The organism is Kocuria sp. SL71 (genome assembly GCF_026672465.1).
GTDB lineage: Bacteria > Actinomycetota > Actinomycetes > Actinomycetales > Micrococcaceae > Kocuria > Kocuria palustris.
This window is the reverse complement of sequence record NZ_JAPPRE010000001.1, coordinates 2,236,743-2,263,056: the sequence shown is the minus strand read 5'-3', so window position 1 is coordinate 2,263,056 and position 26,314 is coordinate 2,236,743. Positions and strand designations below refer to the sequence as shown.

The following is a 26,314-nucleotide window of genomic DNA, read 5'->3' as shown; positions in this document are numbered from 1 at the left end:
CCACTGACGACGAACGCCGGAGCTCCGTCGGCTCAGCTGCTGTGGTCCTCGAACCGCCGGGCCAGCCGCGCCATGACCTCGTAGCCGTCGTCGATTCCGTGCGCCAGGCGCTGGAGCTCGGCGCCGGTCAGCAGACCCAGCTCGAACGGGTCGGCTCCGGCGCGGCGCAGCGCGGCGGTGGAGTCCTGGAGCCAGGTGAGCGCCACGGAGGCGTCCATGGTCTCGCCGAGCCCGTCCTGCGCCTTCTTGGCGGCCTTGCCGAGCTTCCGCATGGGTTTGGCCGGGCGGAAGCCTGCGGCTTTGAGGACCTTGGTGACGTAGCGGACCCGCTTGGTGGCCTTGCGGACGGTGTGCAGGTGCTCGAGGCGCTGCTCGGCATTCAGCTGCTCGTCGCGGTCGGCCGCCAGGGCGCGGTCGGTCTCCTGGGCTGCCTTGCGCAGTGCGCGGCGCACCAGCCGACCGCTCATCTGCCGCGGGCTCAGCTCCTCGGCCTTCTTCCGGCCCTTGTCCGTGAAGGGCGGGTTCTGTGCCGCGCAGCGGGCGAGCTCCAGGGTGGCAGCCCGCTCCGGCTGCGCGCCGCCGCGCACCTTGGCGGCCGAGGCCTCGGCGTCCTTGAGCGCCGTCTGCGCCAGCGCCTGCACCGTCTTCTCGCCGACGCGCCCCTGGAGAGCCTCGGCACGTGCCGGAAGCTGTTCGGCCAGGACCTCGGCATCGCGGGCCGCGGACAGGGACCGGCCCAGCTGCTGGAGACGATCGCCGAGCTCATCGGCGGCTTCGCGGTCCAGGAACGGTCGCGCGGACTTGAGCAGCCCGCGCAGGGACCGCGCGGTGACCCTCAGCTGATGCAGGGCGTCCGGCAGGTCCAGCCGCGCCTTCAGGTCCCACAGCTCCAGGGCCGCGGCCTGCTGAGTCAGCACCGCCTGCAGGACGTCGATGCCCGAGGGCTCACCGCCCGTCGCCACGGCCTTGCGGTTCTTCGCCTTGCCCTTCTTGCTCGGGGCCTTCTTGGCAGGCTTCGCCGATTCCTTGGCGCCGGTCTCGGACTCCGCGGTCTGGCCGTCGTCGTCGATCTCGATCAGCTCGTCCTGCCCGACGATCCCGCTGAGCAGCTGCGCCACTGCGGCAGGCAGGCGCTCCGGTGCGCTGCGCAGCCGCGGGACCTCCACGGCCCAGTGGTCGTCGCCCTCGGGGACGCTCAGCAGCCAGCCGCGCTCGGGATCCGCGCTGCGGCTCAGGGTGATGCCGCGGGGCGCAGTGCGCGGTCGTCGGTGTCGTGGAAGACGGCACCGGCTATCTCCTCTCCGGATGCCGGCGACGGCAGCGGAAGGCGCTGGATCTGCGCGCTCGCCCGCCCCGACAGGCGGACCGTGCGCGGTTCGGAGGTCTCTGCGGCGGGCATGTCGGTCCTCTCGGACGGGAGCCGGTGACGAATCGCTCCCTCATCGGTGAGTGGTTCCGATCCTATCGGCGCGGAGGCCCGGATTCCTGGGGAAGGCGACGCCCGCCCGGTCGCAGGAGGCGACCGGGCGGGCGGTGGAGGCGTCGGGTGGACCCGCGTCAGAGGCGGTTGCCGCGATCCACCAGGATCGACGTGTTCTGGGCCGTGCGGACCATGGCCACGTAGAACTCGAGCATCAGGCGGAACAGCACGATGTAGATGAACAGGACGATCAGACCGAAGATCAGCGTCGCCATGCCGGCCAGCATGCTGTCCGTGGCGAAAGCGGCGACCGTCATGATGAACCAGCCCAGCGTCAGCAGCACGATGCCCGCGATGTAGAGGATCGAGGCGAACTTGATGGTGATGTAGTTCTTGAAGGAGAAGTCGAACAGGGCGGCGAAGAACCCCTTCTCCTGCCCCGGCTGACGGCCGGGACGACCCTGGGGCTGGCCGCCGGGCTGGGTGTAGCCGCCCTGGGGTGCGGAGTACGAGGGCTGCTGGTGCTGACCCGGCTGCTGCATCGGCTGGTTCGCCCCGCCGTACGTCGGCCCGCCGTAGCTGGGCTGCTGGTTCTGCGGGTTCGGCTGGCCGCCCTGCGGGTTGTGCTGCGGATCGTGGGGGTTCTGCGAGGAGAAGGACATGGGGGTCTCCTGAGGGTGGTGGTGCGAGGACGGGATGTTGTGGCGTTCCCCTCGCCATCGTAGGCGGGCAGGCCTCACGCCTCGGAGTCGACCCGGACCGTGCTGGTCACCGCGGTGAGCGACGGCGGCCGAGGGGTGGAGCTGAATCCGAAGCGCGGCGGGGGCAGCATCTCGCGCATGCCGCCCAGGTTCTGCCCCTCCCAGATCGCGGTGCTGCCCCTCAGCCGGTGGAGATCGTCGGCGGCGTACCACTCGGTGCGGCCCGGGGCGGCCTGACCCAGAGTGCGGACCCCCGGCATCGTGGCCCGGGCGATCGGATCGCTGAGCTGCGCGAAGGCGAGGCTGCGGCTGATCGGTCGGGGGATCAGGCGCAGCAGATGTCCCAGCGGCGCCCGCGCCCCGATCCGGAAGCGCCACTCCAGCGGTCCTGCCTGGACCGCCCACTGCCCCGTCCGGCCCAGGCCCGTGCGGGACACCGAGACGGGGACGAGGCGCACCTCGTCGAAGGTGTAGGTCGCGGAGACGAAATCGGCCACCCAGCGATCGGGTGCCAGCAGGATCCGATGGCCGTCACGGTCCTCGACCATGACGTCGGCGAACGGCCCGTGCGGCGTGCGGGTCCAGCACCCCAGGACCAGGCGAGTCCCCTCGGCGGTGCCAGCTCCTGCGATGTGCCCGGTGAAGCGGTGCAGCTGTGGGGAGGACATGGGAGGCACCGTACTCGCGATACAGGAGCGGGACGTCTGGATAGTGTGGAGTCTCGCGATGCCGCTCAGGGACAGGAGGCCTCACCTGTGCACCAGGACCTCTCGCCGGCCATGGCGGCCGTCCGCTCTCCCGACGGCCGCCTGACGCTCGGGCTGATGACCCCGCCGCCGCAGCCCCAGGGCTCCATGGCCGATCCCGCTGAGGCTCGGAAGCTGGCGCAGCTCGCCGAGGCGCAGGGGATCGCCGCGCTGTGGACGCGCGACGTCCCCTTGGCCATTCCCCAGGGACAGGACCGGCTGGCGTCGTCGCTGGACGATCCCTTCCAGTGGCTGTCGATGCTCGCCGGCGCCACGTCGACGATCGCGCTGGGAACGGCGGCCGCCGTGCTGCCGCTGCGCCACCCGCTGCACCTGGCCAAGACCGCGCTGTCCCTGGACCGGATCAGCGGCGGCAGGCTCCTGCTGGGCGTGGCCACGGGAGATCGCCCGGAGGAGTTCGGGATCTTCGGCGCCTCCCTGGACGATCGCCGCGACGCGTTCCGCGATCGCTGGGCCCTTCTGCGCTCCGCGCTGAGCCCCGACGAGCAGGAGCGCGAGCACCTTCTGCAGGCCACCGACGGGTACGAGCTCATGGTCCCGCCCGCTCACCGCATCCCGCAGGTCATCGTGGGCTCGGCCAAGCAGACCCTGCAGTGGAACGCCGCCCACGCCGATGCCTGGGCCACCTACTACCGGCCGTTCGAGGAGCAGAGGGGCCGTTTCGGGCTGTGGCGCCAGGCCGTGCAGCGGCGCGGGCAGGGCAACGACCCGGCGCTGATCCAGTCCATGAGCCTGGACCTGCTCGAGGACCCCGACGCCCCCGCCCAGGAGATCAGCCTGGGGCTGCGCACCGGGTCGAAGGCCCTCGTGGAGACCCTGCACCGCTACCGGGAGATCGGCCTGGAGCACTGCATCTTCGCCAAGGCGAGCGATGACCGCCCCACCGCCGAGGTCATCGAGCAGCTCGGCCAGGAGGTCGTCCCGCACCTGTGAGCGCCTCCGGTGTGGTCCACTGGTCCGCGACGACGAGTGGACCTGCCGCCGCAGGTCCCGTGGAGCACAGGAGGGTCAGCGCATGACGAAGCAGGATCGGGATCTGGACATCCGCATGGGGCACCACGAGCTGGTGATCCGGCAGCGCTACGAGGTGCTGTCGATCGCCAACGACTTCGTGTTGGGACTGGTCTTCCTGGTGGGCAGCATCCTGTTCTTCGGGGAGGACACCGTCTACTTCGGCACCTGGCTGTTCGTACTCGGCTCGGTGCAGATGATGCTGCGCCCCATGATCCGCTTCGTGCGCCGCACGCATCTGCAGCGCATCCGCCCCGTCCAGCCGCACGAGACGTCCATGGACTTCTGATCCCTGGCGGTACCTGACCGGCGGCCGCAGGGGCCCTGGCCGTGCTCGCTGCGTGGTCCTACCGTGGAGGACATGGCACTTCCACCGCTGAGCAGGCTGTACGCACCCCGGACCCTGGCCTTCGCCGTGGCCTCGGGGGCCGAGGAGATGATCCCGTACCACCGGGCCCGCGGCCGGACGCGGGCAGCGATCATTGCCGTGCCGGGCCTCGGCTACGCCGGCGTCGTCGCATGGGCGATGACGCGGCGCGGCGAGGCGGATCAGGCGCAGGGGATGCCGCAGCTGTCCGTACCGGGGAGCTCGGGGAAGCAGGGCACCCGCCCGAAGGCGACGCCTCAGCTGGTCGGCGTGACGGCGGCGATCGCGGCCGTGCTCAGCGGCTCCACCGCCCTCAGCATGGCCCTCGACGGTGCGTTCGAGCGCTTCCTGGTGCGTCGCGGCGTGCGACGGCCGCTGCTGGTCATGGGCGCGACCGGCCTGGTCGTCGGCTGGGCGCTGGAGTACTTCGGTGCCGACAGCGACGACGAGCAGCCGTCGCAGGCCGGCGCCGGGAAGCACCGCGACGACGACCGCCCCCTCGACGCCCCGCCGCGCCTCTGAGTGCACGCGCCGACTGTGGTCGGCAGGAGTCTCACTCGAAGAGCCGCTGGCCCACCATGGTGTCGCCTTCGCGCATGCCCGGCAGCACGGCGAACAGCGCCGAGCCCACGTGCTGCAGGTACTCCGTGAGGTCGTCCTTCTGGGTCATCCGCTCCAGGACCGGATAGAAGCCGGTGCGCGGATCGCGGGTGAAGGCGAGGAAGAACAGTCCCGCGTCCAGGCGGCCCAGGGAGTCGTTGCCGTCGGTGCAGTTGTAGCCGCGGCGCAGCATCCGGCGGCCGTCGTTGTTCTCGGGCGCCACGATCGCCACGTGCGAGTCCGCGGGGATCGCCGGGCCGTCCTCGCCCTGGGCGGTCAGGTCCAGGGGCTCGAACTCGGCTTCCGCACTGGGCTCCGTCACCGACAGCGGCGCCCCGAAGCGCTTGTCCCGGCCCATGATCTGCCCCTGCTCCGAGAGCCGGACCCGGTCCCACACCTCCAGGGTCATGCGGATCTTGCGCGCCATGAGGTAGCTGCCGCCGGACATCCACGCGGCTGCATCGTCGTCGCCGTCCTGGACCCACACGTGCTCGGCCAGGGTGCTCTCGCCGTCCTCGGCCTTGAGGTTCGCGGTGCCGTCCTTGAACCCGAACAGGTTGCGCGGGGTCTCCTGCTCGGTCGAGGTGGACGACGTGCGCCCGTAGCCGATCTGGCCCCACTTCAGCACGGCGGTGCCGAAGCCGATGCGCGTGAGATTGCGGATCGCGTGGACGCAGACCTGCGGGTCGTTGGAGCAGGCCTGGATCATCAGGTCCCCGCCGGTGCCTCCGGGGACCAGCTTCTCGTTGGCGAACTTCGGCACGCCGTCGGAGAGGACCTCCGGCATGCGCTCGCGCAGCCCGAAGCGGTCCTGGCCGTCCTCGTCCTCGAAGAACGAGGCCCCGAAGCCGAACGTGATGGTGAGCCCGGCCGGGGGGTAGCCCCAGGCCTCGCCCGTGTCCTTGGGCGGGCGGTTCGGATTGGCATCCGGCTCCCCGCCCACGAGCTCGCCGGCGCACATCTGCTCGGCGGCCACGGTCCACTCGCCGAGCAGCTCCTTCACGTCCTCGACGTCGTCGGTGTCCAGGTCGAAGGCGGCGAACTACATGTTGTCCTGCGCCAGCGTGAGGATCCCGGCCTGGCGATCGCCGCGGAACGGATAGGTCAGCTCGGTGTGCGAACCGCCGTCATCGGCCGTCGCCCGGCCGATCGCGGCACCGCCGAAGCCCGCGATGCCCAGCATCCCGGTCAGCGCGGTGCCCGCCACCAGGCGGCGCCGCGAGAAGCCCGCGTGCGTCCGTCGGTGGCCTCCTGCTCGTCGGCTCGCTGCGGGTCCGGGCCGGTCGGCTGCTGGTCGCTCATCAGTGCAGGACCGTCCCGGCGACCTCGGACAGCCCGTTGACGGCATCCGAGAAGTCGCGCTGGGTCTCGGTGTAGTCCTCCTCGGTGGGAGCCTCCCCGGTCGCATCCTCCTGCACGGCGGCGATGTCCGCGTACGGCGGGTAGATCGGGTTGCCGTCGGCGTCCTCGCCCGTGGCCTGGGCATCGATCAGCACGTTGACGTCGCCGAAGCCGCCCTCGATCTCATCGGCCAGGTCCGGGTCCTGAGCGCGGACCAGGTCCTGGACGTTGCCGTAGGCGACCAGGATGCCGATGATGAGCGAGGTTTCGAAGCCCTCGCGCAGCGCGATCAGCAGGTTGGCGATGAGGATGGGGATCCTTCGGGGGATCGATGCGTCATCGGGAACTCGGGCGATGCTCTTTACAGCGGGCGGCGGCGCAGCCCCACCATGGCCGCGCCGATCATCCCGGCGCCGATGTCCAGCACGGTGTCCAGGGGCGGGTTGTGGATCTCGGGGGTGACCAGCACGGATCCCGCGGCCTCCATGAGCTCCCAGATCACCGCCAGGACCAGGCCCACCGCGGCGCAGACCCGGACCCTGCTCGCCGCCGCCCCTCCCTCCCTGCCTCGCGGCCGGTCGGTCGGCTCGCCATGACCGCGCAAGCTGCGCCACAGCGCTGTCAGCACACCCGTGGCCAGCAGATGGATCACGAGGTCCCACAGGAGGATGCGCTCGTAGAGCAGCTCGGCGGCGCTCACCCCGGCGACGAGCAGGATCAGGCTGCCCGTGGCCCTGGCTCCTGCGGTGCGGAAGGCCAGTAAGCACAGGACCTGCCCCAGCCCCACGAGCAGCAGCACCGCGACGTCCACCCAGCGTGCCTGGAGCGCGTAGACCGCGGCGACGGCGATGCCCGTGAAGCACAGCGCGGAGGCCGTGAGGCGGGCGAGGGTGCTCACAGGGGCGACCTGCGTCCCGCCCATCGGCGTCGATGCCGCTCCCAAGGCGGCTCCTCCTCCCAGCGCCGCAGCAGCAGCCGACGGGCCATGCGCTGCTGGGCCAGCAGCCGACGGGGGAGACGGCCGCCCGCCACGACACCGGCATGACGCTCCCGCGGTCCAGCGCGATGGCCTCGTGGGGCTGCAGCTCGAAGCTCAGCTCGAAGTCGTCATGGATGCCCGGGCGCGGAGCGAGTCGTGGGCTGACCCGGTTCCACCATGAGGTGCGCATGGCCATGTTGGAGCCCCACAGCGGCGGGTGGGCCAGGGCCAGTCCGGAGGCGAGGCCGTAGAGCCCCAGGTAGAGGCCGCACAGCGAGCGGCCCAGCGCGCGCGGCCCGGGGGCGAAGCGCCCGCCCCCGGTGATGGCGACCAGCTTGTCGTCCTCCGCCGCCAGCTGCCGCTCGATGCGTGCCAGCCACGACGACGGCGGGATGCTGTCGGCATCGCAGCGGGCGATGATCTCGTGGGAGGCCGCGTCGTAGCCGGCGTGGGCGGCGAATGAGACCCCTGGACGCGGCTCCTGCAGGAGGCGCAGTGGCAGGTCCTGGTCCCGTTCGGCGGTGGCAATGACGGCGAGGAGGTCGTCGCTCGACCCGTTGTCGACGACCACGATCTCGTCGGCGGGGCGGTCCTGGCGGGCCAGGGCCGCCAGGCAGCGGCGCAGGGCGGGGGCGTCGTCGCGCACAGGCAGGACCACGCTGATGCCGGGTCTCGGAGCGGCGGGGCCGGTCACGGTGGGGGTTCCTCCTGGTGGCATCGCGAAGGACAGGCTGCGATGCGGGCATCCAGCGTATCCGCGGGGCAGGTGCCCGCAGCGGCGCAGGAGGCGGGTCTCGATGTGAGACCCGCCTCCTGCGGAGGGGCGTTCAGCGCTGCCGTCGGCTCAGAAGATGCCCTTGTTGGCCCTGCCGCCGTCGGTGACGGTGTGCTGGCGCGAGTCCACGTTCTGGTCATTGCCCGTGGAGGTGTCGCCCGGCAGACGACCTGATTCTCGATATCTTCGCAGGTGAGAGGTGGAATTCTCGCTGGGGCGCGCAGGGGTTGGTGACAGATCGGCACCCCATCAGCGCTGATGGGGTGCCGATCTGTCACTAACCGGAGGGCGGAGGCGCAGGGGGTGCGTCGTCGTGACGCTCAGCGGGCCGAGCCGGCTGCGGTCAGGGTCAGGAGACCAGTCCGTAGATGATGCCGCTGACGGCCACCAGGCCGGCGATCGTGACGAACACGTTGGAGAGACGGCCGCGGTACGGCTCCAGCGCGGGCATCTTCCGGATCGCGTACATGGGCATGAGGTAGAGGATCATCGCGATGACCGGGCCGGCGATCGACTCGATCATGGACAGGATCGAGGGGTTGATGATCGCGGCGGCCCAGGTGGTCAGGAAGATGAACGCGGCGATGCCGATGTGCAGGGCGCGATCGCTGATCCGGGAGCCGTCGGAGTCGACCATCGAGCGGACGATGCCGGCCGCGCCCTCCGCCGCGCCCAGGTAGTGGCCGAAGAACGAGGAGGCGATCGCCGCCAGCGCCACGACCGGGCCCAGGTAGGCGATGAACGGGCTGCCGTGCACGTTGGCCAGGTGCGACAGCACCGGGAGGTTGGCGTCCTTGGCGTCCTGGAGTCCGTCGATCCCCAGGGACAGCACGCAGGACCACACGAAGCCCATGGTGAAGATGACCAGCAGCGCGGCGGTGCGGCGCAGCACGACGGAGGCGCGCTCGCTGGCGCGGGGGCCGTACTGGCGCTGCATGGCCAGGGAGAACTGCGAGATCGCCGGGGAGTGGTTGAACGCGAAGACCAGCACGGGGATCACGAGCCAGATCGACATCAGCAGATCGCCGGCGCTCGGGGCGGCGGTGAGGCCGTCGAGCTTCCAGCTGGGGATGAGGTAGAGGGTGACGAAGAGCAGGATCGCGATCAGCGGGTAGACCAGCCACTGGGTCACGATCAGCATGATCCGCTGGCTCGAGACCATCACGAGCATCATCAGCGCGATCAGCACGCCGGAGAGCAGCCAGCGCGGCAGTGAGCCCATGCCCAGCTGGTTGACCATCAGCGAGTCCACCGTGTTGGTGATGCCGATGCCGTAGATCAGCACGATCGGGAAGATCGCCAGGAAGTACAGGACGGTGATGACGCGCCCGACGCCCTCGCCGAAGGCCTTGCGCGCCACGACCGTGATGTCCGCACCCGGATCCGGGGAGGCGCACACGAAGCGCGAGAGTGCCCGGTGCGACAGGTAGGTCATGGGGCCGATGAGGATCGTGACGATCAGCAGCGGCCAGATGCCGCCGAGGCCCGCGTTGATCGGCAGGAACAGGACGCCGGCGCCGACGGCGGTGCCGAACAGCGAGATGGTCCAGCTCAGCTCGAAGCGGGGGCTCGATCCCTGCGTCTGGGGGCTCTGGGGGTCCTCGGGGTTCGCGGTGCGGGTGTCCGCGCTGTCGGCCGCGGTGGATGCGTGGGTCACCGTGGTCTCCGTCCTGTGGGGGTGCGGGCGCTGTGGCGCGCGTCTTCAGTGATACAGCTCACGGTATACCAGGCATGACCGTGATTGTTCAACAATCCAGGCGCCATGCGGTGCCTTCGGGTCACTCCGCGGCGGCGATGATCCCCTGGCGCACGCGGAACGGCCGGCACATGCCGTTCTTGGTCGGCCCGACCACCTGCACGAGCTCGGCGGGCAGGAACTCGGAGCGGTCCTTGTAGCCGAGGAGGTACTCGTCGAAGGCCGGCAGCTCGAGCTCCGTCTGCAGGGCCGAAGCGAGCTGCTCGTCGCTGATCTGCTCGGCCTCCGGGGGCGCGTACAGGGTCTCGGTCCGGCCCTCGATCGTCACCTTCTCGGCGTGGTCCCCCGCCAGCTCGACGGCTCGTTTGGCGTCGCGCACCGTCAGCCCCGACCACCAGGAGAGGTCCTGGACCGTCGCGGGCCCGTGCGAGGCGAGAAAGCGAACGGCCAGCTCGCGCAGGGCGTCGTCGCCCTCGATTTCCCGCTGAGGCGTGGGCAGGTGCTCGACGAGCAGGAAGGTGTCGTCGCTGCCCTCCCGCGGGCCCTGGGCGATGTCGCCCCGGCCTCCGAAGCTGCGCAGCAGGTGCTGACCGGGGCCGTTCTCCGGGGAGATCCCGACCGCGCGGAAGAGGTCGTAGGCCTGCGGGCGGGTCAGGGGGCCGTCGGCCAGGCGCTCGCGGAAGGCGGCGTGGGCGCGGTCGCAGTCCTGCGGGGTCAGGCCCAGGCCGGGGCGCCGCTTGGCGGCGGCGGCCTCCACGCGCGGTGAGCACAACCGCGTCAGCCAGCCGACATCCTGCGCGGCGACCAGGTGCACTGTGCCTCGCTGCGTCCAGGCGCGCACGATGCGGTGCTCGCGGATCTCTCGCAGGACGTCCGAGCCGGAGCGGATCTGCAGTGCGGTGACGCCTGCGGCGTAGATCTGATCCTGCGTGGCGAGCATGTGCGCGGCGGCATCCGCGCGCGGGGTCTCGAGGGCCTGGGCGATCAGGCGGCGGGCCAGGACATCGCGGAAGCTGCGCAGGTGCATGGGGCCAAAGCTACTCGCGCGTGCATCGGCTGAGTCCTGCCCGCTGCCCCCAGCTGCCCGCCACCTCCCGCCTGCTCCCAGCCCCAGTCACCGGCCCTTCGCCGCGAGGCCGCACTAGCGCAGCTGATCGGGGCTGATGGCCTGCGCAGGTGCGGCCTCACGGCAGGGGCGATGGTGACGCCGCACCAGCGCAGCCTAAGGGCGGTGATGGGGCTCAGATATGCGGCCTCAGCGGCAGGGGCGATGGTGACGCCGCACCAGCGCAGCCCAAGGGTGCTGATGGGCCTCAGATATGCGGCCTCAACGGCAGGGGGCGGTTGTCGTCGTCGATAGCCTGGGTGACATGGTCGCTTCCCCATCCTTCGAGCACACCTACGCCGCAGCCCTGCCCGATCTCTCCCGGGAGTGGTCGGCGGCTCCGGTGCGAGAGCCGCGCGCTGTCGTCGTGAACGACGAGCTGGCCCGCGAGCTCGGACTGGACCCGGACTGGCTGCGCTCGCCGGAGGGTCTTGCGCTGCTGAGCGGCGACATCGCCGAGACCACGTACGCGCAGGCCTACTCGGGGCATCAGTTCGGGCAGTTCAATCCGGTGCTCGGCGATGGCCGCGCGCTGCTGCTCGGCGAGCTGGTGGACTCCGACGGCTGCCGTCGCGACCTGCACCTGAAGGGCTCCGGGCGCACCCCGTTCTCCCGCGGCGGCGACGGCAAGGCGCCGCTGGGGCCCATGCTGCGCGAGCACCTGATGGGCGAGGCCATGCACGCCCTCGGCATCCCCACCACACGCGGGCTGGCCGTCGTGAGCACCGGCGACGAGGTGCTGCGGCAACAGGGGCCGGAACCCGGGGCCATCCTGACCCGCGTGGCCGCCAGCCACCTGCGGGTGGGGACCTTCGAGTTCGCCGCCACGCAGCGCTCGGTCGAGACCCGGCGGGGGCTGGCGGACTATGCGATCCAGCGGCACTGGCCCGAGGCGTCGTCGTCGGAGAATCCGACGCTCGAGCTGCTGCGCAGCGTGGTGCACGCGCAGGCGCAGCTGATCGCGCAGTGGATGCTCGTGGGGTTCGTGCACGGGGTCATGAACACGGACAACATGACGATCTCCGGGGAGACCATCGACTACGGGCCGTGCGCGTTCGTGGATGAGTTCTCCCTGGGGGCGGTGTTCAGCTCGATCGATCGCGGGGCGCGCTACACCTACGGGCGCCAGGCGGAGATCGGGCTGTGGAACCTGTCGCGGTTCGCGGAGTCGCTCGTGGATCTTGTGGCGCCGGATGATTCCGACGCCGGCGTGGAGGCTGTGACCGAGGTGCTCCACGAGTACGCGCCGGCCTTCCGGGAGGCGCTCTCGCGGGGGATGGGGTGCAAGATCGGGCTCGACGTCGACGGGCTGCCGGATGAGGAGCGCGATGCCGCGCTCTCGGCGCTGGACGCGTTCGTGGAGCGGACCTTCGGGCTGCTGCAGGAGAACCGGCAGGACTTCACGGCGTTCTTCCGCGCGCTCGCCTTCGGGGCCGCGGAGTCGCTGTTCGACGACGCCGCGGCCTTCCGGGCCTGGGACTCCGAGCGCCGCGACCTGCTGACCCGGTTCGGCGATCCGTCGGCGGAGCAGCAGCGCGATCTCATGGCCTCGGTGAACCCGGTCTACATCCCGCGCAACCACCACCTGCAGCACGCGCTGGATCGCGCGGAGGCGGGGGATCTCGCTGCGTACGAGCGGCTGCTGGCGGCCGTGCGCTCGCCGTTCCAGGAGCACGTGGACTTCGCGGGCCTGGAGTCCTCGGGCACGGCCCCTGGTGCGCGCCCGTTCACGACCTACTGCGGAACCTAACCCTCCCCCTCTCCCGCCGAGTGGATACCCAGTTGCGCAATTCGCCCCGATAGCGCAACTGAGCATCCACTCGGCGGGGACACTGGGGCGCATGGGGTGGACTGAGATCGCAACCGTCGTCGCGGCGACGCCGATGCTGCTGGGGCTGGGCCTCGTCGTGGGGTTCAGCCCCACGCTCTACGGCGTCAGCCTGCGGGTGCTGACGCGCGCCTCGCGCCCCGAACCGCCGATCGCCGCCCTGGCCGCGGGTCTGGCCGTCGGCTCCACGGTCATGCTGCTGGTCTTCCGCACTGTCGACCCGAACACCTGGATCGATGCCGCCCGCAGCGACATCGAGGCCGTGCTCATCCGCCGCGCCGTGGATCTCGTGGCCGCCGTCGTGGTCCTGATCGCCGGCGCGGTGGTGCTGCGACGGGCCCGACGGCCGCGTCCCGCCGTCGTCCAAGCCCCGACGGTTCCTCATGAGGACCGGATGCGCATGGCCGGCGTCGGGTTCGTGAACACGTTCCTGGGCTTCAGCGGCTTCGCGACCATGTATGTGGTGGGGCGCATCCTCACCGGGCTCAGCTGTGACATCGCGTGGCAGGCCGTGGCGTACCTGCCGTTCCTGCTGACCCTGGTGGGCCCGTATCTGCTCGCGGCCTGGGCATGGCCGCGCGTGCCGACCGCCGCCCGGAGGGTCACTGCGGTCTATGACTGGGTGACCTCCCGCGACCTCCGCCCGGTGATGGGGTGGGCCCTGGTGCTCGCGGGCGTGGCCTTCTCCCTGGTGGCCCTCTTCCCCCTCCTACTGCCGAGTGGACACTGAGTTGCGCTGTTCGCTGCTTTAGCGCAACTGGATATCCACTCGGCGGGGTGGGGTGGGAGGGTCTCAGGGAAGCGGGGCGGCCTTGGGGATGAAGCGCTCCAGGTGGCGGCGCAGCTGCGGATCGCAGACGTAGACGAACGTTCCTCGCATGCCGCGGGTCAGCAGCACGGCATAGGCGTTGGTCACGTAGTGCAGGAGATCGTCGTCGGTCGTCGTCTGGCCGCGCAGCCTGTTGTCGATCTTGCCGTTGCGGTCCGCGTAGTGCGCCCGATCGACCCACAGCCGCTGCTCGTCGGGATCGAAGCGCAGCTCCGGGCCGATGATCACCCCGGCGTAGTTGAGGTCGTAGCCCTGCAGGGTGTGGATCGAGCCGACCTCCGACGGGGCCTTGGGGGAGTTGACCCAGTCCGTGGTCACGGAGTTCCAGCGGAACGCTGTGCCGTCCAGTTCGAAGTCGTGATCTGCCCGGATCTTGCCGCGAGGATTCGAGCGCCACGGCCAGGCGAATCCCGCAGTCATCCGGCACAGCCCGTATTCGGGCTCCAGCGCTTCGATGCGATTCTTGAGGGCCCCGGCGTCGTCGAACATGGTGAACTCGTACTCGCCGAAGCTGAGCCGACGCTCAGGGGACCGCCCGGCCATCAGATCCCGCACGTAGGCGATGTAGTCGTTGCCGCCTGCGGCCCGCATCTGGGTGTGCAGGGGGTGGACCCGGCCGCGCTCGCGCGCCTGCCCGACGACGGCCTCCAGCTCGGCGCGGGGGATGTCCGCAGGCCGGACGCTCTGGTGCAGGTCCAGCATCAGCACCACGTGCCTGGACTTGGCGCGGATCCAGTCGAGCTGGTTCTTGTCCTCATCGAGATGCCCGAAGAGCTTCGTGGTGATATCCCGGAATCGCTTCAGCTGCGTGCCGTGGGCCTGCATGGCGTACTGGTTCAGCCGGTGCGCCTCGTCCACGATCACGAGATCGAAGTCCTCCTCGCTCTCGCCGACCTCGAAGGCCGTCAGGACCTTCACCTCGGACATCGACGGAAGCCGGGAGAACACGCCCTGAATGGCGTGACGCAGCGATTCCTGCGGGACGACGAACGCCATCCTCCGATCAGCCATGAGATCCCGGGTGCTCTCGTCGAAATGCTCGGAGAACATCTCCTCAGGGTCGGCCTCATCGCCGTCCTGATATGCGGCGATATCCGACAGGAGCTTGAGCAGATAGACCGCGACGATGGTCTTCCCGGTCCCGGGATCGCCCTGGATGATTCTGATGCCGCCGTCGTCGGACTCGAAGTCCTGCAGCAGGGATTCCACGATCTCCCCGACGGCGACCGCCTGATCCGCGGTGAGCGTCTTGAACGGCGAGAACTTGTAGAGCTCGCTGTTCTCGATCTGCGGGATCGTCCGCTGGAACATGCCGCCGGCGCGCAGCTCCTCGAAGATCTCGCGGAAGGCCTCTCGGTAGCGCTCGCGCTGGTAATAACCGGCGTCGACGATCCCGATATTGCGATTGACGACGTGGAAGCTGCCGTCGCCCTGGAAGAGGCGGATCAGCGTGGACTCGAGATCCAGGCACACGGACTTGTTGAACATCTCGCTGAGCACCAGTCGCAGGGTGCGCATGCCCTGCTTGGCCTCGGAGGCCTGGTGCTGGCGCATCCTGGAGACGCCGTGCAGGGATTCGCCGACGTAGACCCGGCGGGCGTCGTCCAGCAGATAGACGATCGGCCAGTCCCGGAACATCTCCATCTCCAGGCCGCCGCGATCGATGGCCTGGGCGGTGAACGGCATCCGCTCGATCGTGAACGGAACGACGGAGCCCTCAGAGCCGGTCATGCTTGGTGCTCCTGCCGCGGGCCTTCTCGACCGGGTACTTCTGCTCGGTCACGGCCAGCTTCTGCCGCATGATCTCGTGCGGATCGACCCCCAGGCGATCGGCCAGCAGATACGCGTACGTCAGGACGTCGGCGAGCTCGGACTCCACCTCGGCCTGGTCCGCCTGGCCGGACCACTGGAAGCACTCGAGCAGCTCGGCGGCCTCGATGCTGATGGACTTGGCCAGGTTCTCGTGGGAGTGGAACTGCGCCCAGTCGCGCTCGCGGACGAATTCCCGCAGCTGCGGCATCACGTCATCGGCAGGCATGCGGTCAACGTAGCAAACCCCCGCCGAGCGGATCCCCAGTTGCGCTGTCCGCCCGAACAGCGCAACTGGGGATCCACTCGGCGGGGTGAGGAGGGGATGGCGACGGAGGAGCGACGACGGTCGCACGCCATCGGCCAAGATGGAGGGCATGACACCACCGGGCGGATGGACGCAGGCCTTCATCGAGCATCTGGGGATCGAGCTGTGGCGCGTCCCCGTGGTCGTGGCCTCGGCGATCGGGATCTACCTGACGTTCCTGCTTCTGGTCCGAGTGTTCGGCGTGCGGGTGCTCTCGGGCTGGACGGGGTTCGACGCCGTCGTACTGATCATGCTCGGATCGGTGGCCGGCCGCGTGATCATCGGGCACCCGCCCACGCTGGCGGCAGGGGCGATCGGGCTGCTCACTCTCCTGCTGCTGGAGGCGGCCTTCGGCGCGGTTCAGCAGGCCGCCGGCGTCCCCGGGCTGCGCACGCGGCCCCGGGTGATCATGGCCCACGGCCGGTTCGTGGACTCCGCCCTGCGGCGCACCCACCTCACCCCGCGCGAGGTCTACGGCGTGCTGCGCCATCGCGGGATCTCGCACCAGGACCAGGTCCAGTGCGTGATCCTGGAGTCCACCGGCGGCCTCAGCGTGATCCGCACGGGCGACCCGATCGGGCCGGGGATGCTCGACGGCGTGATCGGGTCCGAGCTGGTGCTCTCCGAGACGCCTCCCGGACCAGGAGCCCCCTGATCCGCGCTCCCACCTCGCCGAGTGGATCCCCAGTTGCGCTGTTCGCCCCGATAGCGCAACTGGGGATCCACTCGGCGGGAGGGGAAGGGGTCAGAGCAGGGCTGCCAGCGCGAAGCTCCACAGGCACATGAACCCCAGCATGCCCAAGCTGTAGCCGATGGAGCCGCGCAGGATCTCGGCCTCGCGCCCGGAGAGCCCCACGGCGCCGGCGGCGATGGCGATCGACTGCGGCGAGACGACCTTGGCCGTGGTGCCGCTGGCGGTGTTGGCGCCGACCAGGGTAGCTGGAGCCGCTCCGATGCCCTCCGCCGTGGCGAACTGCAGCGGCCCGAACAGGGTGTTGTTGTTGGTCACCGAGCCGGTGAGGAACACGCCGATCCAGCCGATGATCGGGGCGATCAGCGGGAAGATCGGGCCGACGGCGGCCAGCGCCTGCCCCATGGCCGTGGAGCCGCCGGAGTAGTTGGCCAGGTTGGCCAGCACCAGGATGACGGCGATCAGCGCGATCGCCGGGCCGAGCGAGGTCAGCGTGGTGCGCAGCTCCTCGAAAAGCGCCTTGGCGTCGACCTGCGGGGTGCTCAGGAAGCTCAGGATCACGGCGATCAGGATCGCGGTGCCGGTGGCGCCCAGGATCGAGAACGACCAGGTGGCCTCCACGACCGCACCGGAGGCGGCGATGACCTGGCCGGTGAGCCCCGGCATGGGCACCTGGAAGGTGGTGGCGCTGAGCGCGCCGGTCGAGAACAGCGCCTTCACCGCCGGGACCGACCAGATCAGCATGAGGATCGACAGGATGTAGAAGGGGCTCCAGGCGACCAGGACGTCGCGGGCCGTCGTCCGGGTGCCGTCGGGCTCCGGGGCGCCCTCCGGACGGGAGATCCGCGACGGCTTCCAGATCCGCGACAGCCCCATGAGGGCCACCATGCCGACCAGTCCGGCCGCCAGGTCGGCGAGCTCGGGACCCACGAACCACAACAGCCCGCCCTGAACCAGATTGAAGGCCAGCGACACCACGAGCGCTGCGGGCCAGGTCTCGCGCAGGCTGCGCAGCCCGCCGAGCATGAGGACCATGAGGAAGGGGACCAGGAAGGTCAGGGGCTGCAGCAGCAGCACCAGGGCTCGGGACAGCTCGTGGACCTCCAGCCCGGTGACCTGCGCACCCACGAGCACGGGGAGGCCGATGGCCCCGTAGGCGCCGGCGGCCACGTTGCCCACCAGGGACAGGACGGCGGCGCGCACCGGCTTGAAGCCCAGCTGCACGAGCAGCGCTGCGCAGATCGCGATCGGCACGCCGAAGCCGGCCACGCCCTCGAGAAAGCAGCCGAAGGCGAAGGAGATCAGCAGGACCTGGACGCGCTGGTCATCGGAGACGCCGGCGATCGAGGAGCGGATGACGTCGAACCGTCCTGAGCGCACGGTGATCCGGTAGAGCCACACGGCCATGACCACGATGTACGCGATCGGCCACAGGGCCGTGAGCAGCCCCAGCAGTCCCGCGCCGCCAGCGGCGGAGACGGGCATTCCGAACACGGCCACGGAGACGATGACCTGCAGGACGAGCGCGATGATCCCGGATGTCAGCCCGGAGAGCTTCAGCGCCATCATGCACAGCAGGAAGACGAGGATGGGCAGGGCGGCCACGATCGCAGACAGGGCGAGGCTGCCCAGTGGGTCGATGTTCTGGGTCCACATGGGAGAGGTCTTCCGGGTTGGAGGGAGGGCGCGATCGAGTGCGGGGGCGGTGGGCGTCGAACCCCCACCCCCACCCCGCCGAGTGGATACTCAGTTGCGCTGTTCGCTCGGATAGCGCAACTGGGTATCCACTCGGCGACGGGGGTGCGGCTCAGCCGGCGCTGAGGCCGTCGACGACCTCGCGCAGCGTCTCGGCGGAGTCGCGCAGCTTGGTCAGCTCGTCGTCGGAGAACGGGGTCTCGCGGATGGGGAAGGCGCCGTCCTCGCCGACGATGCACGGCACCGACAAGGCGACGCCGTCGATCCCCTGGAAGTCGGAGAGCACCGGGGCCACGTTGAGCACGGCGTTCTGCGCCCCGAGCACGGCCTCGACGATGCGCGCGCTCGACAGCCCGATCGCGTAGTTGGTGGCGCCCTTGCCCTGGATGACCTTGTAGGCCGCGCCCCGGACCTCGTCGGTCAGGGCATCGAGGGATTCGCGGGTGAAGACTTTCTGCCCGTCGCGGGTCCACTCCAGGATCGGCACGGTGCCGATCGAGGCAGTGGACCACAGGGCGAACTCGGAGTCGCCGTGCTCGCCGACGATGTGCGCGTGCACGCTCGTGCGCGACACATCGGCCCGGTCCGCCAGCAGCCACCGCAGTCGGGAGGTGTCCAGCGTGGTGCCGGAGGAGAAGACCTGGTTGGCCGGCAGACCGGAGAACTCCTGGGCGACCATGGCCATGGGATCGCACGGGTTGGTGACGATGACGTAGATGGCCTCCGGGGCCACCGACAGCAGCTGCTCCATCAGGGTGCGGGTGATCCGGGCGTTGGTGTCGGCGAGCTCGCGGCGGGACTGCCCCGGCTTCTGCTTGGCGCCGGCGGTGATGACGACGATGTCCGAGTCGCGAGCGACCTCGATATCGCTGCTGCCGACGATGTCGGTTCCGCCGGTGAACTGGCTGCCGTGGGCGAGGTCGAGCACCTCGGCCTCGGTCTTCTCGGCGGCGATGTCGTAGAGGGCGATGTGGCGGGCGGATCCGCGGATCATGGCGGCGTAGGCCACGCTCGATCCGACGGCTCCGGCTCCGACGACGGTGAGTTTCGAGTTCCTGTTCATGCCTTCACGCTACGAGGAGGGCATGTCGTTTCGTGTGGGGTTGTCGTGGTTTTCTGTCAGCTGTGCGGAGGGATCATGTCCCGTTCACGTCTCAATCGCGCATGAACCCACACTGCGCCCCGCTCCCACTCGGCGAGGAGGGGGCGGGGTGGGCGGGGCTGGGGTCAGCGGAGGTCGCGGGGGAGCTGCTCCAGCAGACGCAGCCACAGCTCCGAGACCGTGGGGTAGGCCGGGACGGCATGGCGCAGCAGGGACACCGGAACCTGTCCCACGATCGCGATCGTGGCCGCGTGCAGCAGCTCGGCCGCCTCCGGTCCCACGAACGACGCGCCCACGACGACTCCCGCGCCGCGGTCGACCACGAGCTGGGCAGTGCCGTCGACGTCGTCGCGCAGCAGCGCCGATCCGGCCGCCGATCCGTACGGCACCTGCGCGACCACGACATCGAGACCGCTCTCGCGGGCCTGCGCCTCGGTGCATCCCACGGCGGCGACCTGCGGGTCGGTGAAGACCACCTGCGGCACGGGGACGTCCTGGGGCTCGGGCGTCTCGGCGGGCGCCATCCCGGCCTCAGCGACCAGGCGGGAGCCGAGCACGCGGGCGTCGTGCTTGCCGGTGTGGGTGAGCATGGCGGCGCCGGAGGCATCGCCCACGCTGTGGAGCCACGACGGCAGGCGGTCGGCCAGAACGTCGTCGGGTTCCAGACCCACCGACTCCAGCCCCACGGCATCCAGCGCCGGTCGGCGCCCGGTGGCCACGAGCAGCTCGTCAACCTCGAGCTCGTCGTCGCCCAGCGACAGCGAGACCGGGCCGCCGTGGATCCTGCCCAGGCCGGTGTCGCGGACGTCGGGACGGGAAGCCGCAGACACCGAGGCCCCGAAGCGGATCTCGACCCCCGCCCGGCGCAGCCCCTCGGCCACGTGCTCGCCGGCGAACGGCTCCATGCCGCCCAGCAGCGTCTCCCCGCGGACCAGCATGGTGACTTGCGAGCCGAGCCCCGCCATCCAGGCGGCGGCCTCGCAGGCGACCACGCCACCGCCCACGATCGCCAGGCGCTGCGGGATCTCGCGGACGCCGGTCGCATCGCGCGAGGTCCAAGCACCGATCCCGTCGTAGATCGACGGGATCGACGCGGTGCTGCCGGTGGCGATCACCACGGCGCGCTCGGCGTGCAGGGTCTGCTCGCTGCCGTCGTCGGCCCGCACGCGCACCGTACGCTCGCCGCTCAGCTCGCCGTGACCGCGCACGACGGCCGCCCCGGCGCCTTCGGCCCAGGAGACCTGGCCGGCGTCGTCGTAGTGGGAGACGAAGCTGTCGCGGCGAGCCAGCATCGCGTCCGCGTCCGTGTGCGCGCCGGTCACCCCGGGCAGGTGCGAGGCGGTCGCGACGACGTCCAGCGGGCGCAGCAGCGCCTTCGAGGGCATGCAGGCGTAGTAGGAGCACTCGCCGCCCATCAGCTCGTGCTCCACGATCGCCGCGGACAGCCCGCCCTCGATCGCGTACTGGGCCACGTTCTCGCCCACGGATCCGCCGCCGACCACGACGACGTCGACACTTCGCTGCATCTCAGACATGCCTCCCACGCTACGCCCGCCACACCCCGCCGAGTGGATGCTCAGTTGCGCTATCGGGGCGAACAGCGCAACTGGGTGTCCACTCGGCGGAGGTGTCAGGCGGTGGTGAGCTGCTGCTCCCCGTGGAAGCTCAGGTGCACCCAATGGTGGTCGTCCACGGAGCCGTCGTCCTTCATCCTGCGGCCGACGACGCCAGCGTCCATCAGTGACTCCAGGCGCGGGCCGAGCTCTTCGGGTGGGATCGAGAGGTCCACCGAGAGGGCGTCGACGCGCATCATCTGGGTACGGGACAGCAGATCGCACAGAACGTCGTCGGGGGTCCCTCGGGGATCCGCACGGAGTGAGGATGCAGGCCCAGGGGACTGGGCGATGTGCTGAGATCGCGCGGCAAGCCATCGGCGGCCGGTGATCAGAAGTCCGAAGGCAACCGCGAAGGCCAGCGCGCCCCGGCTCCACGCCGGCCACTCCTGCGGGTCGAAGACCACCCCCAAGACGAAAATGGCGACAGCGGCTGTCAGCCAGATCGCGGCGATCCCCCAGCCCAGCCGGCCATTCATGCCGAAGCGCTGGTGCGCCACCGCGCCGTCGCGGCGATGACGGAGGAACTGGCCCAGGCCTCCTGCGATCAGGGCGACGGTGGATGCTGCCACCATGAGCCATGGGGAACCCGCCCAGTTCGCCAGGAGATACCAGAACCCCGCCAGGGTGAAGACCAGGAAGTCGAACCGCCCCGGCATGAGCCGCTGTCCGAGCCGTTGCGCGGGAGACGGGTTGGGCTGAGCGGTGGTCATTCTGCTCCTCTCTGGATGGCTGCCAGGTGCGCCTCCAGCACTGTCTGGCCGCGGCCCATGGAACTCGCCCAGAGACGGTCGGGGCCGTCGACGATCTTCCTCCGGAGCGTGACCAGCCCCTGACCAGCCAGGTCCTCGACAACGGCCTCTGCGCGGTCACGGTCCAGCTCCAGGTCGGCGGCCAGCTGCGTCACTCGCATCTTCCGTGTGGGGTGAAGGATCACCATGGCCCGCAGGACAACCGGGTCACGAAGTGCCGGATGCAGTTCGGGTCGTCTGGCCAGGGAGGCCCACCGCCGACCGGCACTGGGCATCGAGGTGGCCAGCATCCGCTGGGTGAGCAGCTCGAGAATTCCGACGACAGTCACGGTGAGGAGTGCCAGCGCGAAGGATATGCCCAGCGGGCGGCCTTCCGGCACGCTCCAGATGGCCCAGATGATCCAGATCAGCGCGAGGGACTTCGACACAAGGAGCGAGACGGAGGCCGGGCCATACGCGGGGTAGCGGTGTTCGGCCCCCACCAGAGCAGGGCGCATGCGTCCGCAGATGATCAGGATGCTGATGCAGACCAAGATCAGCCATCCCCAGGCAACGGAGCTGAGTATGGCGGTGAGTGCGACCAGGAGCAGAGCGGCCTCGGGCAAGCCGGCCCACCAGCGAGGATGCAACCGCCGTCGCGCCTGCTCCAGGGCGACGTCGACGTCAGCCCACGAGCTATGGCGCGGTGCTGTCAACGCATCTCCCGCGGCGGATGGCGTGTGCTCACGCATGGGAGTCCTGCCTCATGGCCGCCAGCTGGCCGGCCAGCGCGGATTCGCCCACAGGGGTGCTCCGATACCAGCGGCTCTCCTCCCAGCGGCTCTCGAGGAACCGCCGGTAGCCCTTGATCAGACCGAAGTCCTCGAGCTCCCGGAGCCGTTCGAGGGCCTCGTCCGCGCTGATCCCGAGGTCATCACACAAGGCCGAGCCCCGGGCCTCCTGGGAGGCGCCCTGGGCCGCCCTGAGCTGCAGGGTGCGCGGATCGTCCAGCGGAGGTGCGGCCTCGGCGTGGCCGGGAGCGGCGCCCAGGTCGGCCCACATGCGCGACATGTTGCGGTGATAGCTGCGGTCGGCGACCTTCAGCGTGAGGACGAGCATGACGGCCAGCCCCGCGATCACGAGCATGGTGGTCAGTGTCGAGTCCTTCGGGCAGACGGTGCCACCAGACCGGACGGAATCGCCGCTGCACGGCGCGCAGCGCATTCGTCACCCGGTCCGCCGTCGGAGTCGCAGGAAGTGTCTCCATAGCCCCACCGTGCCCAGATGAGCAGTGCACTTTCGAGTCCCGCGATGTGATCGTGATCAAACCGAAACACTCCTGCATCCACCCCCACCACCGAGTGGATACCCAGTTGCGCTATCCGCCCGAATAGCGCAACTGAGTATCCACTCGGCGTGGGAGGGGGAGGATGGGGCGATGGAGATTCCGGACGGGTATGAGATGCACTTGGCCGCGCCGTCGGCGGGGGACTTCGCGATGCTGCGTCGGGAGGCGGGGCTCTCGCCGGTCACTCCCGAGCAGGCGTCGATCGCGGTCGCAGGCGGCTGGGCCGCCGCTCATGTCACGCAGGAGGGAGCGGCCGTGGGCATGGGCCGCCTGATCGGCGACGGCGGCTGGATGTTCCAGGTGACGGACATGGCGGTGCACCCGCAGCATCAGCGGCAGGGCCTGGGCGATGCGATCCTGACCCGGCTGCTCCAGGAGATCGCCGATCGCGCACCAGCCGGCGCATACGTCTCCCTCATGGCCGATCCTCCGGGCCGGAGGCTGTACGCGCGTCACGGGTTCCAGGACCGGCACGACGTCTCCGCCGGAATGTTCTGTCGGATGCCCTGAGGGCCACGCGGGGTCGAGCCCTCAGGCAGAATCTCAGCCCTCCAGCAGCTCCCGCAGCCGCTCGAGATCCGCGCGCACCATGGCGACGTCCCGCGCGTGGTCGTCCGCCGAGGCGCCGGCAGCGGGCTCCACCAGGAACACGAGCTCGGTTCCGCCGGCGCAGGACGAAGCCCGGAACCGGTTCAGCGTGGTCGATCCGTCCGGCAGAGTGACCTCGTGATCGAGCACGCCGGGGTCGTCTCCGCCGGTGAAGCGCACCAGGGCGCGGCCCATGGGGGACTCGGTGACCCACACCCCGGGCTGCTCGCTCGGTGTGACCTCTGCCCCGGTCAGGCCGGCGGCCCATTCGGGCAGTCGGCGCGGGTCTGCGGCCACGGCGGCGACCGCCGCGAGCGGTCGATCGACGACGACGCAGACCCGCGGCGGCTCAGCGGACAGGGCTCAGCCCTCGCCCTGCATCTTGCGCACCTCGACGGCGCCCTGACAGGCGGCGGAGGCCTGCGCCCCCAGATTCAGCGCCTCGTCCAGGTCGGCCGCCTCGAGGATCCAGAAGCCGCCCAGCTGGATCTCCGCACCGGAGGCCGTCTCCTGCGCCACGAGGGCTTCGCCGCTGGTGGCATCCACCAGGCGGGCGTCGGAGGCGGGCTGCTCGAGGGCGCCCACGAAGACGATGCGCTGCTCTGCGGCCATCTTCTCGTTGAAGGCCATGACGTCCGTGTGCAGCTGCTCGATGGAGACGCCCTCGGGCATCTGGAAGTCATCGGAGTGGTTCACGGAGATGAAGAACTGGGGCACGGCGGGTCCTCTCGACAGGGATGCGGAGCACCGCTGCGGTGATCCGGGGCCACGATACGGCGAGCAGCTCAGCCCGACGAGACCTCCCGCACGACGTCGTACCGTGTGCTCACCATCCCGCCGTCCAGCACCCTGCTGCCGCGCAGCCGCAGCGGGAGATCGTGCTCGAGCGCCCCGAACAGGGCGATGCCGCCGCCGATCAGCCGGGGCACCGTGGTCACCACGAGCTCATCCACCAGGTCGGCGCGCAGAGCCGCCTGGATCGTGGCGCCGCCGTCCCAGTAGACGCCGCGGGCGCCGCGGGACTCCAGCAGTGCGACGGCGGCGGACAGGTCCGGTGCGCCGAGCGCGCCGTGGGGCTGCGGGCCGGTCAGTGTGGAGCTGAGCACGATGACCTGGACGGGGTCGTAGGGCCAGAAGCCGATCTCCAGGACCTTCTGGAACGTGGCACGGCCCATCACCAGGTGGTCCACGCGCGCCAGCAGGGCCTCGAAGTCCGGGACGGCCCCGTCGCCCGAGCCGGAGGGCGCTGCCTGCCCGGCAGGAACCGGCGCCTCCAGCCAGCCGATGTCCCCGTCGGTCCGCGCGATGAAGCCGTCCAGGCTCACCCCGCAGAAGACGGTGCCGCTCCAGCCGCGGCCGGGTCCGGGAGCCGGTGCGTGCGTGTCCATGTCAGCAGGATGCGCCGAGGATCCGACAGCACAAGCCCGCTTCTCACCCCGCCACGACCAGCCGCAGCGCGACCAGCAGCATGACCACGCCCACCCCGATGTCCACGGCGCGCCAGGTCCCGGGGCGGTTCAGCGGCTTGGCCAGCGCCCGAGCCCCCAGCCCGAGCGCGGGGAACCACAGCACCGACCCGGTGATCGCGCCCAGGGTGTAGGTCCAGCGCTGGTCCCCGTGCTGATTGGCCAGGTTGCCGAGCATCACCATGGTGTCCAGGTAGACGTGCGGGTTGAGGAAGGTCAGCGCCAGGGTGGTCAGGGCGACCCTGCGCAGCGACCCGCCGGGGCCCACCGCGTCGTCGGCTGTGAGGGAATGAGAAGACAGGGCCGAGCGGAACGACCCGATCGCGAACCAGACCAGGTATGCCACCCCGCCCCAGCGCAGCGCGGTGAGCAGCCACGGAGCCCGCTCCACGACCGAGCCGATGCCCAGCGTGCCCACCGTGATCAGCAAGGCGTCGGCCGCCGTGCAGATGGCCACGACCACCAGCACGTGCTCCCGGCGGATGCCCTGCCGCAGCACGAATGCGTTCTGGGCCCCGATGGCCACGATCAGGGCCAGGCCGGTGAGCATGCCGGTGAAGTAGATGTCCATGGCCAGGAAACCTACGGTGCAGCTACCCTTCAGGCCAGCGAAAGATCCTGAACACAGATAAGAGATTCAAAAGTGGACATCGAGCAGCTGCGCACCCTGGTGGCGGCCGTGGACGAGGGCGCCTTCGATCGCGCCGCCGCGCGCCTGAGCATCTCCCCGCCGGCGGTCAGCCAGCGGATCAAGGCCCTGGAGTCCCAGACGGGCCGGGTGCTGCTGCGCCGCACCGCCCCGGTGCGGCCCACGGAGCCCGGGGAGGCCGTGTTGCGGATGGCCCGGCAGGTGCTGTCCCTGCACGACTCCGCCCGGGTCGAGCTCGGCATGGACCAGGCCGAGCTCACGCCGCTGGACGTCGCGGTCAACGCGGACTCGCTGGCCACCTGGTTCCGCCCCGTCCTGGCGGAGCTGGCTGCCCCCGGCACGGGCATCAGCGTGCGGCTGCGCTCCGAGGACCAGGACCATTCCCGCCGGCTGCTCTTTGCCGGGGAGGTGGCGGCGGCGATCACCACGTCCTCTGCTCCGGTCACCGGCTGCCGCACGATCCCCCTGGGCGCCATGGTCTACGAACCCCGCGCCGCGGCCTCGCTGCTGGAGCACGCGGGACCGCAGCCTGACCTCGCCCGTCTCCCCGTGGTGGTCTACGACGACAAGGACGACCTCCAGTCCGCTGCGCTGCACCGGGCCGGCATCACGGGCCGCCCGCCCGAGCACCGGGTGCCCTCGGCGGAGGCCTTCGTGCGAGCGATCGCCGACGGCATCGGATGGGGCATGGTGCCGCGGCTCCAGCTGCCGGGCACGCCCTTCGCCGCCGCCGACACCCCGCTGCTGCCCGTTCCCGGCCTCCACCCGGAGGCGGTGAGCCTGCACCTGCAGCGCTGGTCCACGGCGCTGCCCGCCCTGGCTCAGCTGGAGGACGCCGTGCGCCGCGGCGCGCGGGCGCTGCTGTAGTCCCTTTCGGGTCGATCCGCCTCCAGTGC

At 70.5% G+C, this 26,314-nt stretch carries 30 protein-coding genes and 1 pseudogene; 8 read left to right on the top strand and 23 right to left on the bottom strand.

Features of this window, described 5'->3' with window-relative positions; translation table 11 throughout:
- Positions 1-32 precede the first annotated feature (32 nt).
- The 4 genes from OVA15_RS10235 to OVA15_RS10220 form a co-directional block, all read right to left on the bottom strand.
- Positions 33-1,166: a CHAD domain-containing protein gene (locus OVA15_RS10235; protein WP_268144767.1), complete on the bottom strand. Its 1,134-nt coding sequence runs from the start codon at positions 1,164-1,166 to the stop codon at positions 33-35.
- Between the two features lie 65 nt (positions 1,167-1,231).
- Positions 1,232-1,399 carry a hypothetical protein gene (locus OVA15_RS10230; protein ID WP_268144765.1) on the bottom strand — a complete coding sequence of 56 codons (168 nt, stop codon included), beginning with the start codon at positions 1,397-1,399 and terminating at the stop codon, positions 1,232-1,234.
- 158 nt (positions 1,400-1,557) lie between these two features.
- On the bottom strand, positions 1,558-2,082 hold the full coding sequence (locus tag OVA15_RS10225; protein WP_061712401.1) for a DUF4282 domain-containing protein: 525 nt from the start codon (positions 2,080-2,082) through the stop codon (positions 1,558-1,560).
- Between the two features lie 74 nt (positions 2,083-2,156).
- Entirely contained in the window at positions 2,157-2,789 is a 633-nt protein-coding gene (locus tag OVA15_RS10220; protein WP_268144760.1) for a hypothetical protein, read from the bottom strand.
- 45 nt (positions 2,790-2,834) lie between these two features.
- Here OVA15_RS10220 and OVA15_RS10215 point away from each other — a divergent pair, with 45 nt between their 5' ends.
- The 3 genes from OVA15_RS10215 to OVA15_RS10205 all read left to right on the top strand — a co-directional run bounded on the left by OVA15_RS10215 (position 2,835) and on the right by OVA15_RS10205 (position 4,788).
- A complete protein-coding gene (locus tag OVA15_RS10215) occupies positions 2,835-3,821 on the top strand; it encodes a TIGR03571 family LLM class oxidoreductase (RefSeq protein ID WP_268144758.1) in 987 nt (328 codons plus the stop codon).
- 82 nt (positions 3,822-3,903) lie between these two features.
- Positions 3,904-4,188 carry a YrhK family protein gene (locus OVA15_RS10210; RefSeq protein ID WP_268144756.1) on the top strand — a complete coding sequence of 95 codons (285 nt, stop codon included), beginning with the start codon at positions 3,904-3,906 and terminating at the stop codon, positions 4,186-4,188.
- A 72-nt stretch (positions 4,189-4,260) separates the two neighbouring features.
- Positions 4,261-4,788, top strand: a complete 528-nt coding sequence (locus OVA15_RS10205) for a hypothetical protein (RefSeq protein ID WP_268144754.1) — start codon at positions 4,261-4,263, stop codon at positions 4,786-4,788.
- A gap of 31 nt (positions 4,789-4,819) precedes the next feature.
- Here OVA15_RS10205 and OVA15_RS10200 read toward each other — a convergent pair whose 3' ends face one another.
- The 7 genes and pseudogenes from OVA15_RS10200 to OVA15_RS10175 form a co-directional block, all read right to left on the bottom strand.
- Positions 4,820-5,869, bottom strand: coding sequence for a Dyp-type peroxidase (locus OVA15_RS10200; RefSeq protein WP_268144752.1), 1,050 nt, complete (start codon positions 5,867-5,869; stop codon positions 4,820-4,822).
- A gap of 39 nt (positions 5,870-5,908) precedes the next feature.
- Entirely contained in the window at positions 5,909-6,073 is a 165-nt protein-coding gene (locus tag OVA15_RS10195) for a hypothetical protein (RefSeq protein WP_268144751.1), read from the bottom strand.
- Between the two features lie 94 nt (positions 6,074-6,167).
- On the bottom strand, positions 6,168-6,362 hold the full coding sequence (locus OVA15_RS10190; protein ID WP_268144748.1) for a hypothetical protein: 195 nt from the start codon (positions 6,360-6,362) through the stop codon (positions 6,168-6,170).
- Positions 6,363-6,568: 206 nt separating this feature from the next.
- Positions 6,569-7,105 (bottom strand): hypothetical protein, encoded by a 537-nt coding sequence (locus OVA15_RS10185; protein WP_268144746.1) that lies wholly within the window; start codon positions 7,103-7,105, stop codon positions 6,569-6,571.
- A 235-nt stretch (positions 7,106-7,340) separates the two neighbouring features.
- Positions 7,341-7,904, bottom strand: a pseudogene (locus tag OVA15_RS13465) (glycosyltransferase); the annotation flags it as partial.
- Between the two features lie 406 nt (positions 7,905-8,310).
- A complete protein-coding gene (locus tag OVA15_RS10180) occupies positions 8,311-9,618 on the bottom strand; it encodes an aromatic amino acid transport family protein (RefSeq protein WP_024289558.1) in 1,308 nt (435 codons plus the stop codon).
- Between the two features lie 121 nt (positions 9,619-9,739).
- Positions 9,740-10,684: a winged helix DNA-binding domain-containing protein gene (locus OVA15_RS10175; protein WP_268144743.1), complete on the bottom strand. Its 945-nt coding sequence runs from the start codon at positions 10,682-10,684 to the stop codon at positions 9,740-9,742.
- A gap of 343 nt (positions 10,685-11,027) precedes the next feature.
- On the opposite strand from OVA15_RS10175, the gene OVA15_RS10170 reads away from it, so the two are divergent.
- Both OVA15_RS10170 and OVA15_RS10165 read left to right on the top strand, forming a co-directional pair.
- A complete protein-coding gene (locus OVA15_RS10170; RefSeq protein ID WP_206391207.1) occupies positions 11,028-12,512 on the top strand; it encodes a protein adenylyltransferase SelO in 1,485 nt (494 codons plus the stop codon).
- Between the two features lie 91 nt (positions 12,513-12,603).
- A complete protein-coding gene (locus tag OVA15_RS10165) occupies positions 12,604-13,320 on the top strand; it encodes a hypothetical protein (RefSeq protein ID WP_268144740.1) in 717 nt (238 codons plus the stop codon).
- A 63-nt stretch (positions 13,321-13,383) separates the two neighbouring features.
- Here OVA15_RS10165 and OVA15_RS10160 read toward each other — a convergent pair whose 3' ends face one another.
- Together OVA15_RS10160 and OVA15_RS10155 are read right to left on the bottom strand one after the other, a co-directional pair.
- Complete coding sequence (locus OVA15_RS10160; RefSeq protein ID WP_268144738.1) at positions 13,384-15,150, bottom strand: DNA/RNA helicase domain-containing protein; 1,767 nt, start codon at positions 15,148-15,150, stop codon at positions 13,384-13,386.
- Positions 15,137-15,457, bottom strand: a complete 321-nt coding sequence (locus tag OVA15_RS10155; protein ID WP_024289562.1) for a nucleotide pyrophosphohydrolase — start codon at positions 15,455-15,457, stop codon at positions 15,137-15,139. Before OVA15_RS10155 ends, OVA15_RS10160 begins: the two co-directional genes overlap by 14 nt.
- Positions 15,458-15,605: 148 nt before the next feature.
- On the opposite strand from OVA15_RS10155, the gene OVA15_RS10150 reads away from it, so the two are divergent.
- Positions 15,606-16,190, top strand: a complete 585-nt coding sequence (locus OVA15_RS10150) for a DUF421 domain-containing protein (RefSeq protein WP_251714322.1) — start codon at positions 15,606-15,608, stop codon at positions 16,188-16,190.
- Positions 16,191-16,280: 90 nt separating this feature from the next.
- Here the strand turns inward: OVA15_RS10150 and OVA15_RS10145 are convergent, their stop codons facing one another.
- The 6 genes from OVA15_RS10145 to OVA15_RS10120 form a co-directional block, all read right to left on the bottom strand.
- Complete coding sequence (locus OVA15_RS10145; RefSeq protein ID WP_058871916.1) at positions 16,281-17,882, bottom strand: L-lactate permease; 1,602 nt, start codon at positions 17,880-17,882, stop codon at positions 16,281-16,283.
- A gap of 151 nt (positions 17,883-18,033) precedes the next feature.
- On the bottom strand, positions 18,034-18,984 hold the full coding sequence (locus OVA15_RS10140; RefSeq protein WP_268144733.1) for an L-lactate dehydrogenase: 951 nt from the start codon (positions 18,982-18,984) through the stop codon (positions 18,034-18,036).
- Between the two features lie 164 nt (positions 18,985-19,148).
- On the bottom strand, positions 19,149-20,549 hold the full coding sequence (locus OVA15_RS10135) for a dihydrolipoyl dehydrogenase family protein (RefSeq protein WP_268145699.1): 1,401 nt from the start codon (positions 20,547-20,549) through the stop codon (positions 19,149-19,151).
- Positions 20,550-20,653: 104 nt separating this feature from the next.
- Positions 20,654-21,349 carry a hypothetical protein gene (locus OVA15_RS10130; protein WP_268144731.1) on the bottom strand — a complete coding sequence of 232 codons (696 nt, stop codon included), beginning with the start codon at positions 21,347-21,349 and terminating at the stop codon, positions 20,654-20,656.
- Positions 21,346-22,119, bottom strand: a complete 774-nt coding sequence (locus OVA15_RS10125) for a hypothetical protein (RefSeq protein WP_024289567.1) — start codon at positions 22,117-22,119, stop codon at positions 21,346-21,348. Before OVA15_RS10125 ends, OVA15_RS10130 begins: the two co-directional genes overlap by 4 nt.
- Entirely contained in the window at positions 22,112-22,513 is a 402-nt protein-coding gene (locus tag OVA15_RS10120; protein WP_024289568.1) for an Lrp/AsnC family transcriptional regulator, read from the bottom strand. The genes OVA15_RS10125 and OVA15_RS10120 overlap by 8 nt, the downstream gene beginning before the upstream one ends.
- Before the next feature lie 292 nt (positions 22,514-22,805).
- Between OVA15_RS10120 and OVA15_RS10115 the strand changes: the two genes are divergently transcribed.
- Complete coding sequence (locus tag OVA15_RS10115; RefSeq protein ID WP_268144728.1) at positions 22,806-23,225, top strand: GNAT family N-acetyltransferase; 420 nt, start codon at positions 22,806-22,808, stop codon at positions 23,223-23,225.
- A 33-nt stretch (positions 23,226-23,258) separates the two neighbouring features.
- On the opposite strand, the gene OVA15_RS10110 is transcribed toward OVA15_RS10115, so the two are convergent.
- From OVA15_RS10110 to OVA15_RS10095, 4 genes are all read right to left on the bottom strand, one after another.
- Positions 23,259-23,600 carry an SRPBCC family protein gene (locus tag OVA15_RS10110; protein WP_235586816.1) on the bottom strand — a complete coding sequence of 114 codons (342 nt, stop codon included), beginning with the start codon at positions 23,598-23,600 and terminating at the stop codon, positions 23,259-23,261.
- Positions 23,601-23,666: 66 nt separating this feature from the next.
- A complete protein-coding gene (locus OVA15_RS10105) occupies positions 23,667-24,020 on the bottom strand; it encodes a YciI family protein (protein WP_006214006.1) in 354 nt (117 codons plus the stop codon).
- 68 nt (positions 24,021-24,088) lie between these two features.
- Positions 24,089-24,691 carry a dihydrofolate reductase family protein gene (locus OVA15_RS10100; protein WP_268144725.1) on the bottom strand — a complete coding sequence of 201 codons (603 nt, stop codon included), beginning with the start codon at positions 24,689-24,691 and terminating at the stop codon, positions 24,089-24,091.
- Positions 24,692-24,734: 43 nt separating this feature from the next.
- The gene (locus tag OVA15_RS10095) at positions 24,735-25,340 is read right to left on the bottom strand and encodes a LysE/ArgO family amino acid transporter (RefSeq protein ID WP_204782418.1); all 606 of its coding nucleotides are present in this window, start codon (positions 25,338-25,340) and stop codon (positions 24,735-24,737) included.
- Positions 25,341-25,412: 72 nt separating this feature from the next.
- On the opposite strand from OVA15_RS10095, the gene OVA15_RS10090 reads away from it, so the two are divergent.
- A complete protein-coding gene (locus tag OVA15_RS10090; protein WP_268144722.1) occupies positions 25,413-26,285 on the top strand; it encodes an ArgP/LysG family DNA-binding transcriptional regulator in 873 nt (290 codons plus the stop codon).
- Positions 26,286-26,314: the final 29 nt, after the last annotated feature.

Bases quoted from the DNA above. Each gene is read 5' to 3' on its own strand.
- OVA15_RS10230 (WP_268144765.1), bottom strand. From the start codon at position 1,399: ATGCCCGCCGCAGAGACCTCCGAACCGCGCACGGTCCGCCTGTCGGGG.
- OVA15_RS10225 (WP_061712401.1), bottom strand. From the start codon at position 2,082: ATGTCCTTCTCCTCGCAGAACCCCCACGATCCGCAGCACAACCCGCAG.
- OVA15_RS10220 (WP_268144760.1), bottom strand. From the start codon at position 2,789: ATGTCCTCCCCACAGCTGCACCGCTTCACCGGGCACATCGCAGGAGCT.
- OVA15_RS10210 (WP_268144756.1), top strand. From the start codon at position 3,904: ATGACGAAGCAGGATCGGGATCTGGACATCCGCATGGGGCACCACGAG.
- OVA15_RS10205 (WP_268144754.1), top strand. From the start codon at position 4,261: ATGGCACTTCCACCGCTGAGCAGGCTGTACGCACCCCGGACCCTGGCC.
- OVA15_RS10175 (WP_268144743.1), bottom strand. From the start codon at position 10,684: ATGCACCTGCGCAGCTTCCGCGATGTCCTGGCCCGCCGCCTGATCGCC.
- OVA15_RS10170 (WP_206391207.1), top strand. From the start codon at position 11,028: ATGGTCGCTTCCCCATCCTTCGAGCACACCTACGCCGCAGCCCTGCCC.
- OVA15_RS10165 (WP_268144740.1), top strand. From the start codon at position 12,604: ATGGGGTGGACTGAGATCGCAACCGTCGTCGCGGCGACGCCGATGCTG.
- OVA15_RS10160 (WP_268144738.1), bottom strand. From the start codon at position 15,150: ATGACCGGCTCTGAGGGCTCCGTCGTTCCGTTCACGATCGAGCGGATG.
- OVA15_RS10155 (WP_024289562.1), bottom strand. From the start codon at position 15,457: ATGCCTGCCGATGACGTGATGCCGCAGCTGCGGGAATTCGTCCGCGAG.
- OVA15_RS10150 (WP_251714322.1), top strand. From the start codon at position 15,606: ATGACACCACCGGGCGGATGGACGCAGGCCTTCATCGAGCATCTGGGG.
- OVA15_RS10145 (WP_058871916.1), bottom strand. From the start codon at position 17,882: ATGTGGACCCAGAACATCGACCCACTGGGCAGCCTCGCCCTGTCTGCG.
- OVA15_RS10140 (WP_268144733.1), bottom strand. From the start codon at position 18,984: ATGAACAGGAACTCGAAACTCACCGTCGTCGGAGCCGGAGCCGTCGGA.
- OVA15_RS10135 (WP_268145699.1), bottom strand. From the start codon at position 20,549: ATGCAGCGAAGTGTCGACGTCGTCGTGGTCGGCGGCGGATCCGTGGGC.
- OVA15_RS10130 (WP_268144731.1), bottom strand. From the start codon at position 21,349: ATGACCACCGCTCAGCCCAACCCGTCTCCCGCGCAACGGCTCGGACAG.
- OVA15_RS10125 (WP_024289567.1), bottom strand. From the start codon at position 22,119: ATGCGTGAGCACACGCCATCCGCCGCGGGAGATGCGTTGACAGCACCG.
- OVA15_RS10120 (WP_024289568.1), bottom strand. From the start codon at position 22,513: ATGCTCGTGATCGCGGGGCTGGCCGTCATGCTCGTCCTCACGCTGAAG.
- OVA15_RS10115 (WP_268144728.1), top strand. From the start codon at position 22,806: ATGGAGATTCCGGACGGGTATGAGATGCACTTGGCCGCGCCGTCGGCG.
- OVA15_RS10100 (WP_268144725.1), bottom strand. From the start codon at position 24,691: ATGGACACGCACGCACCGGCTCCCGGACCCGGCCGCGGCTGGAGCGGC.
- OVA15_RS10095 (WP_204782418.1), bottom strand. From the start codon at position 25,340: ATGGACATCTACTTCACCGGCATGCTCACCGGCCTGGCCCTGATCGTG.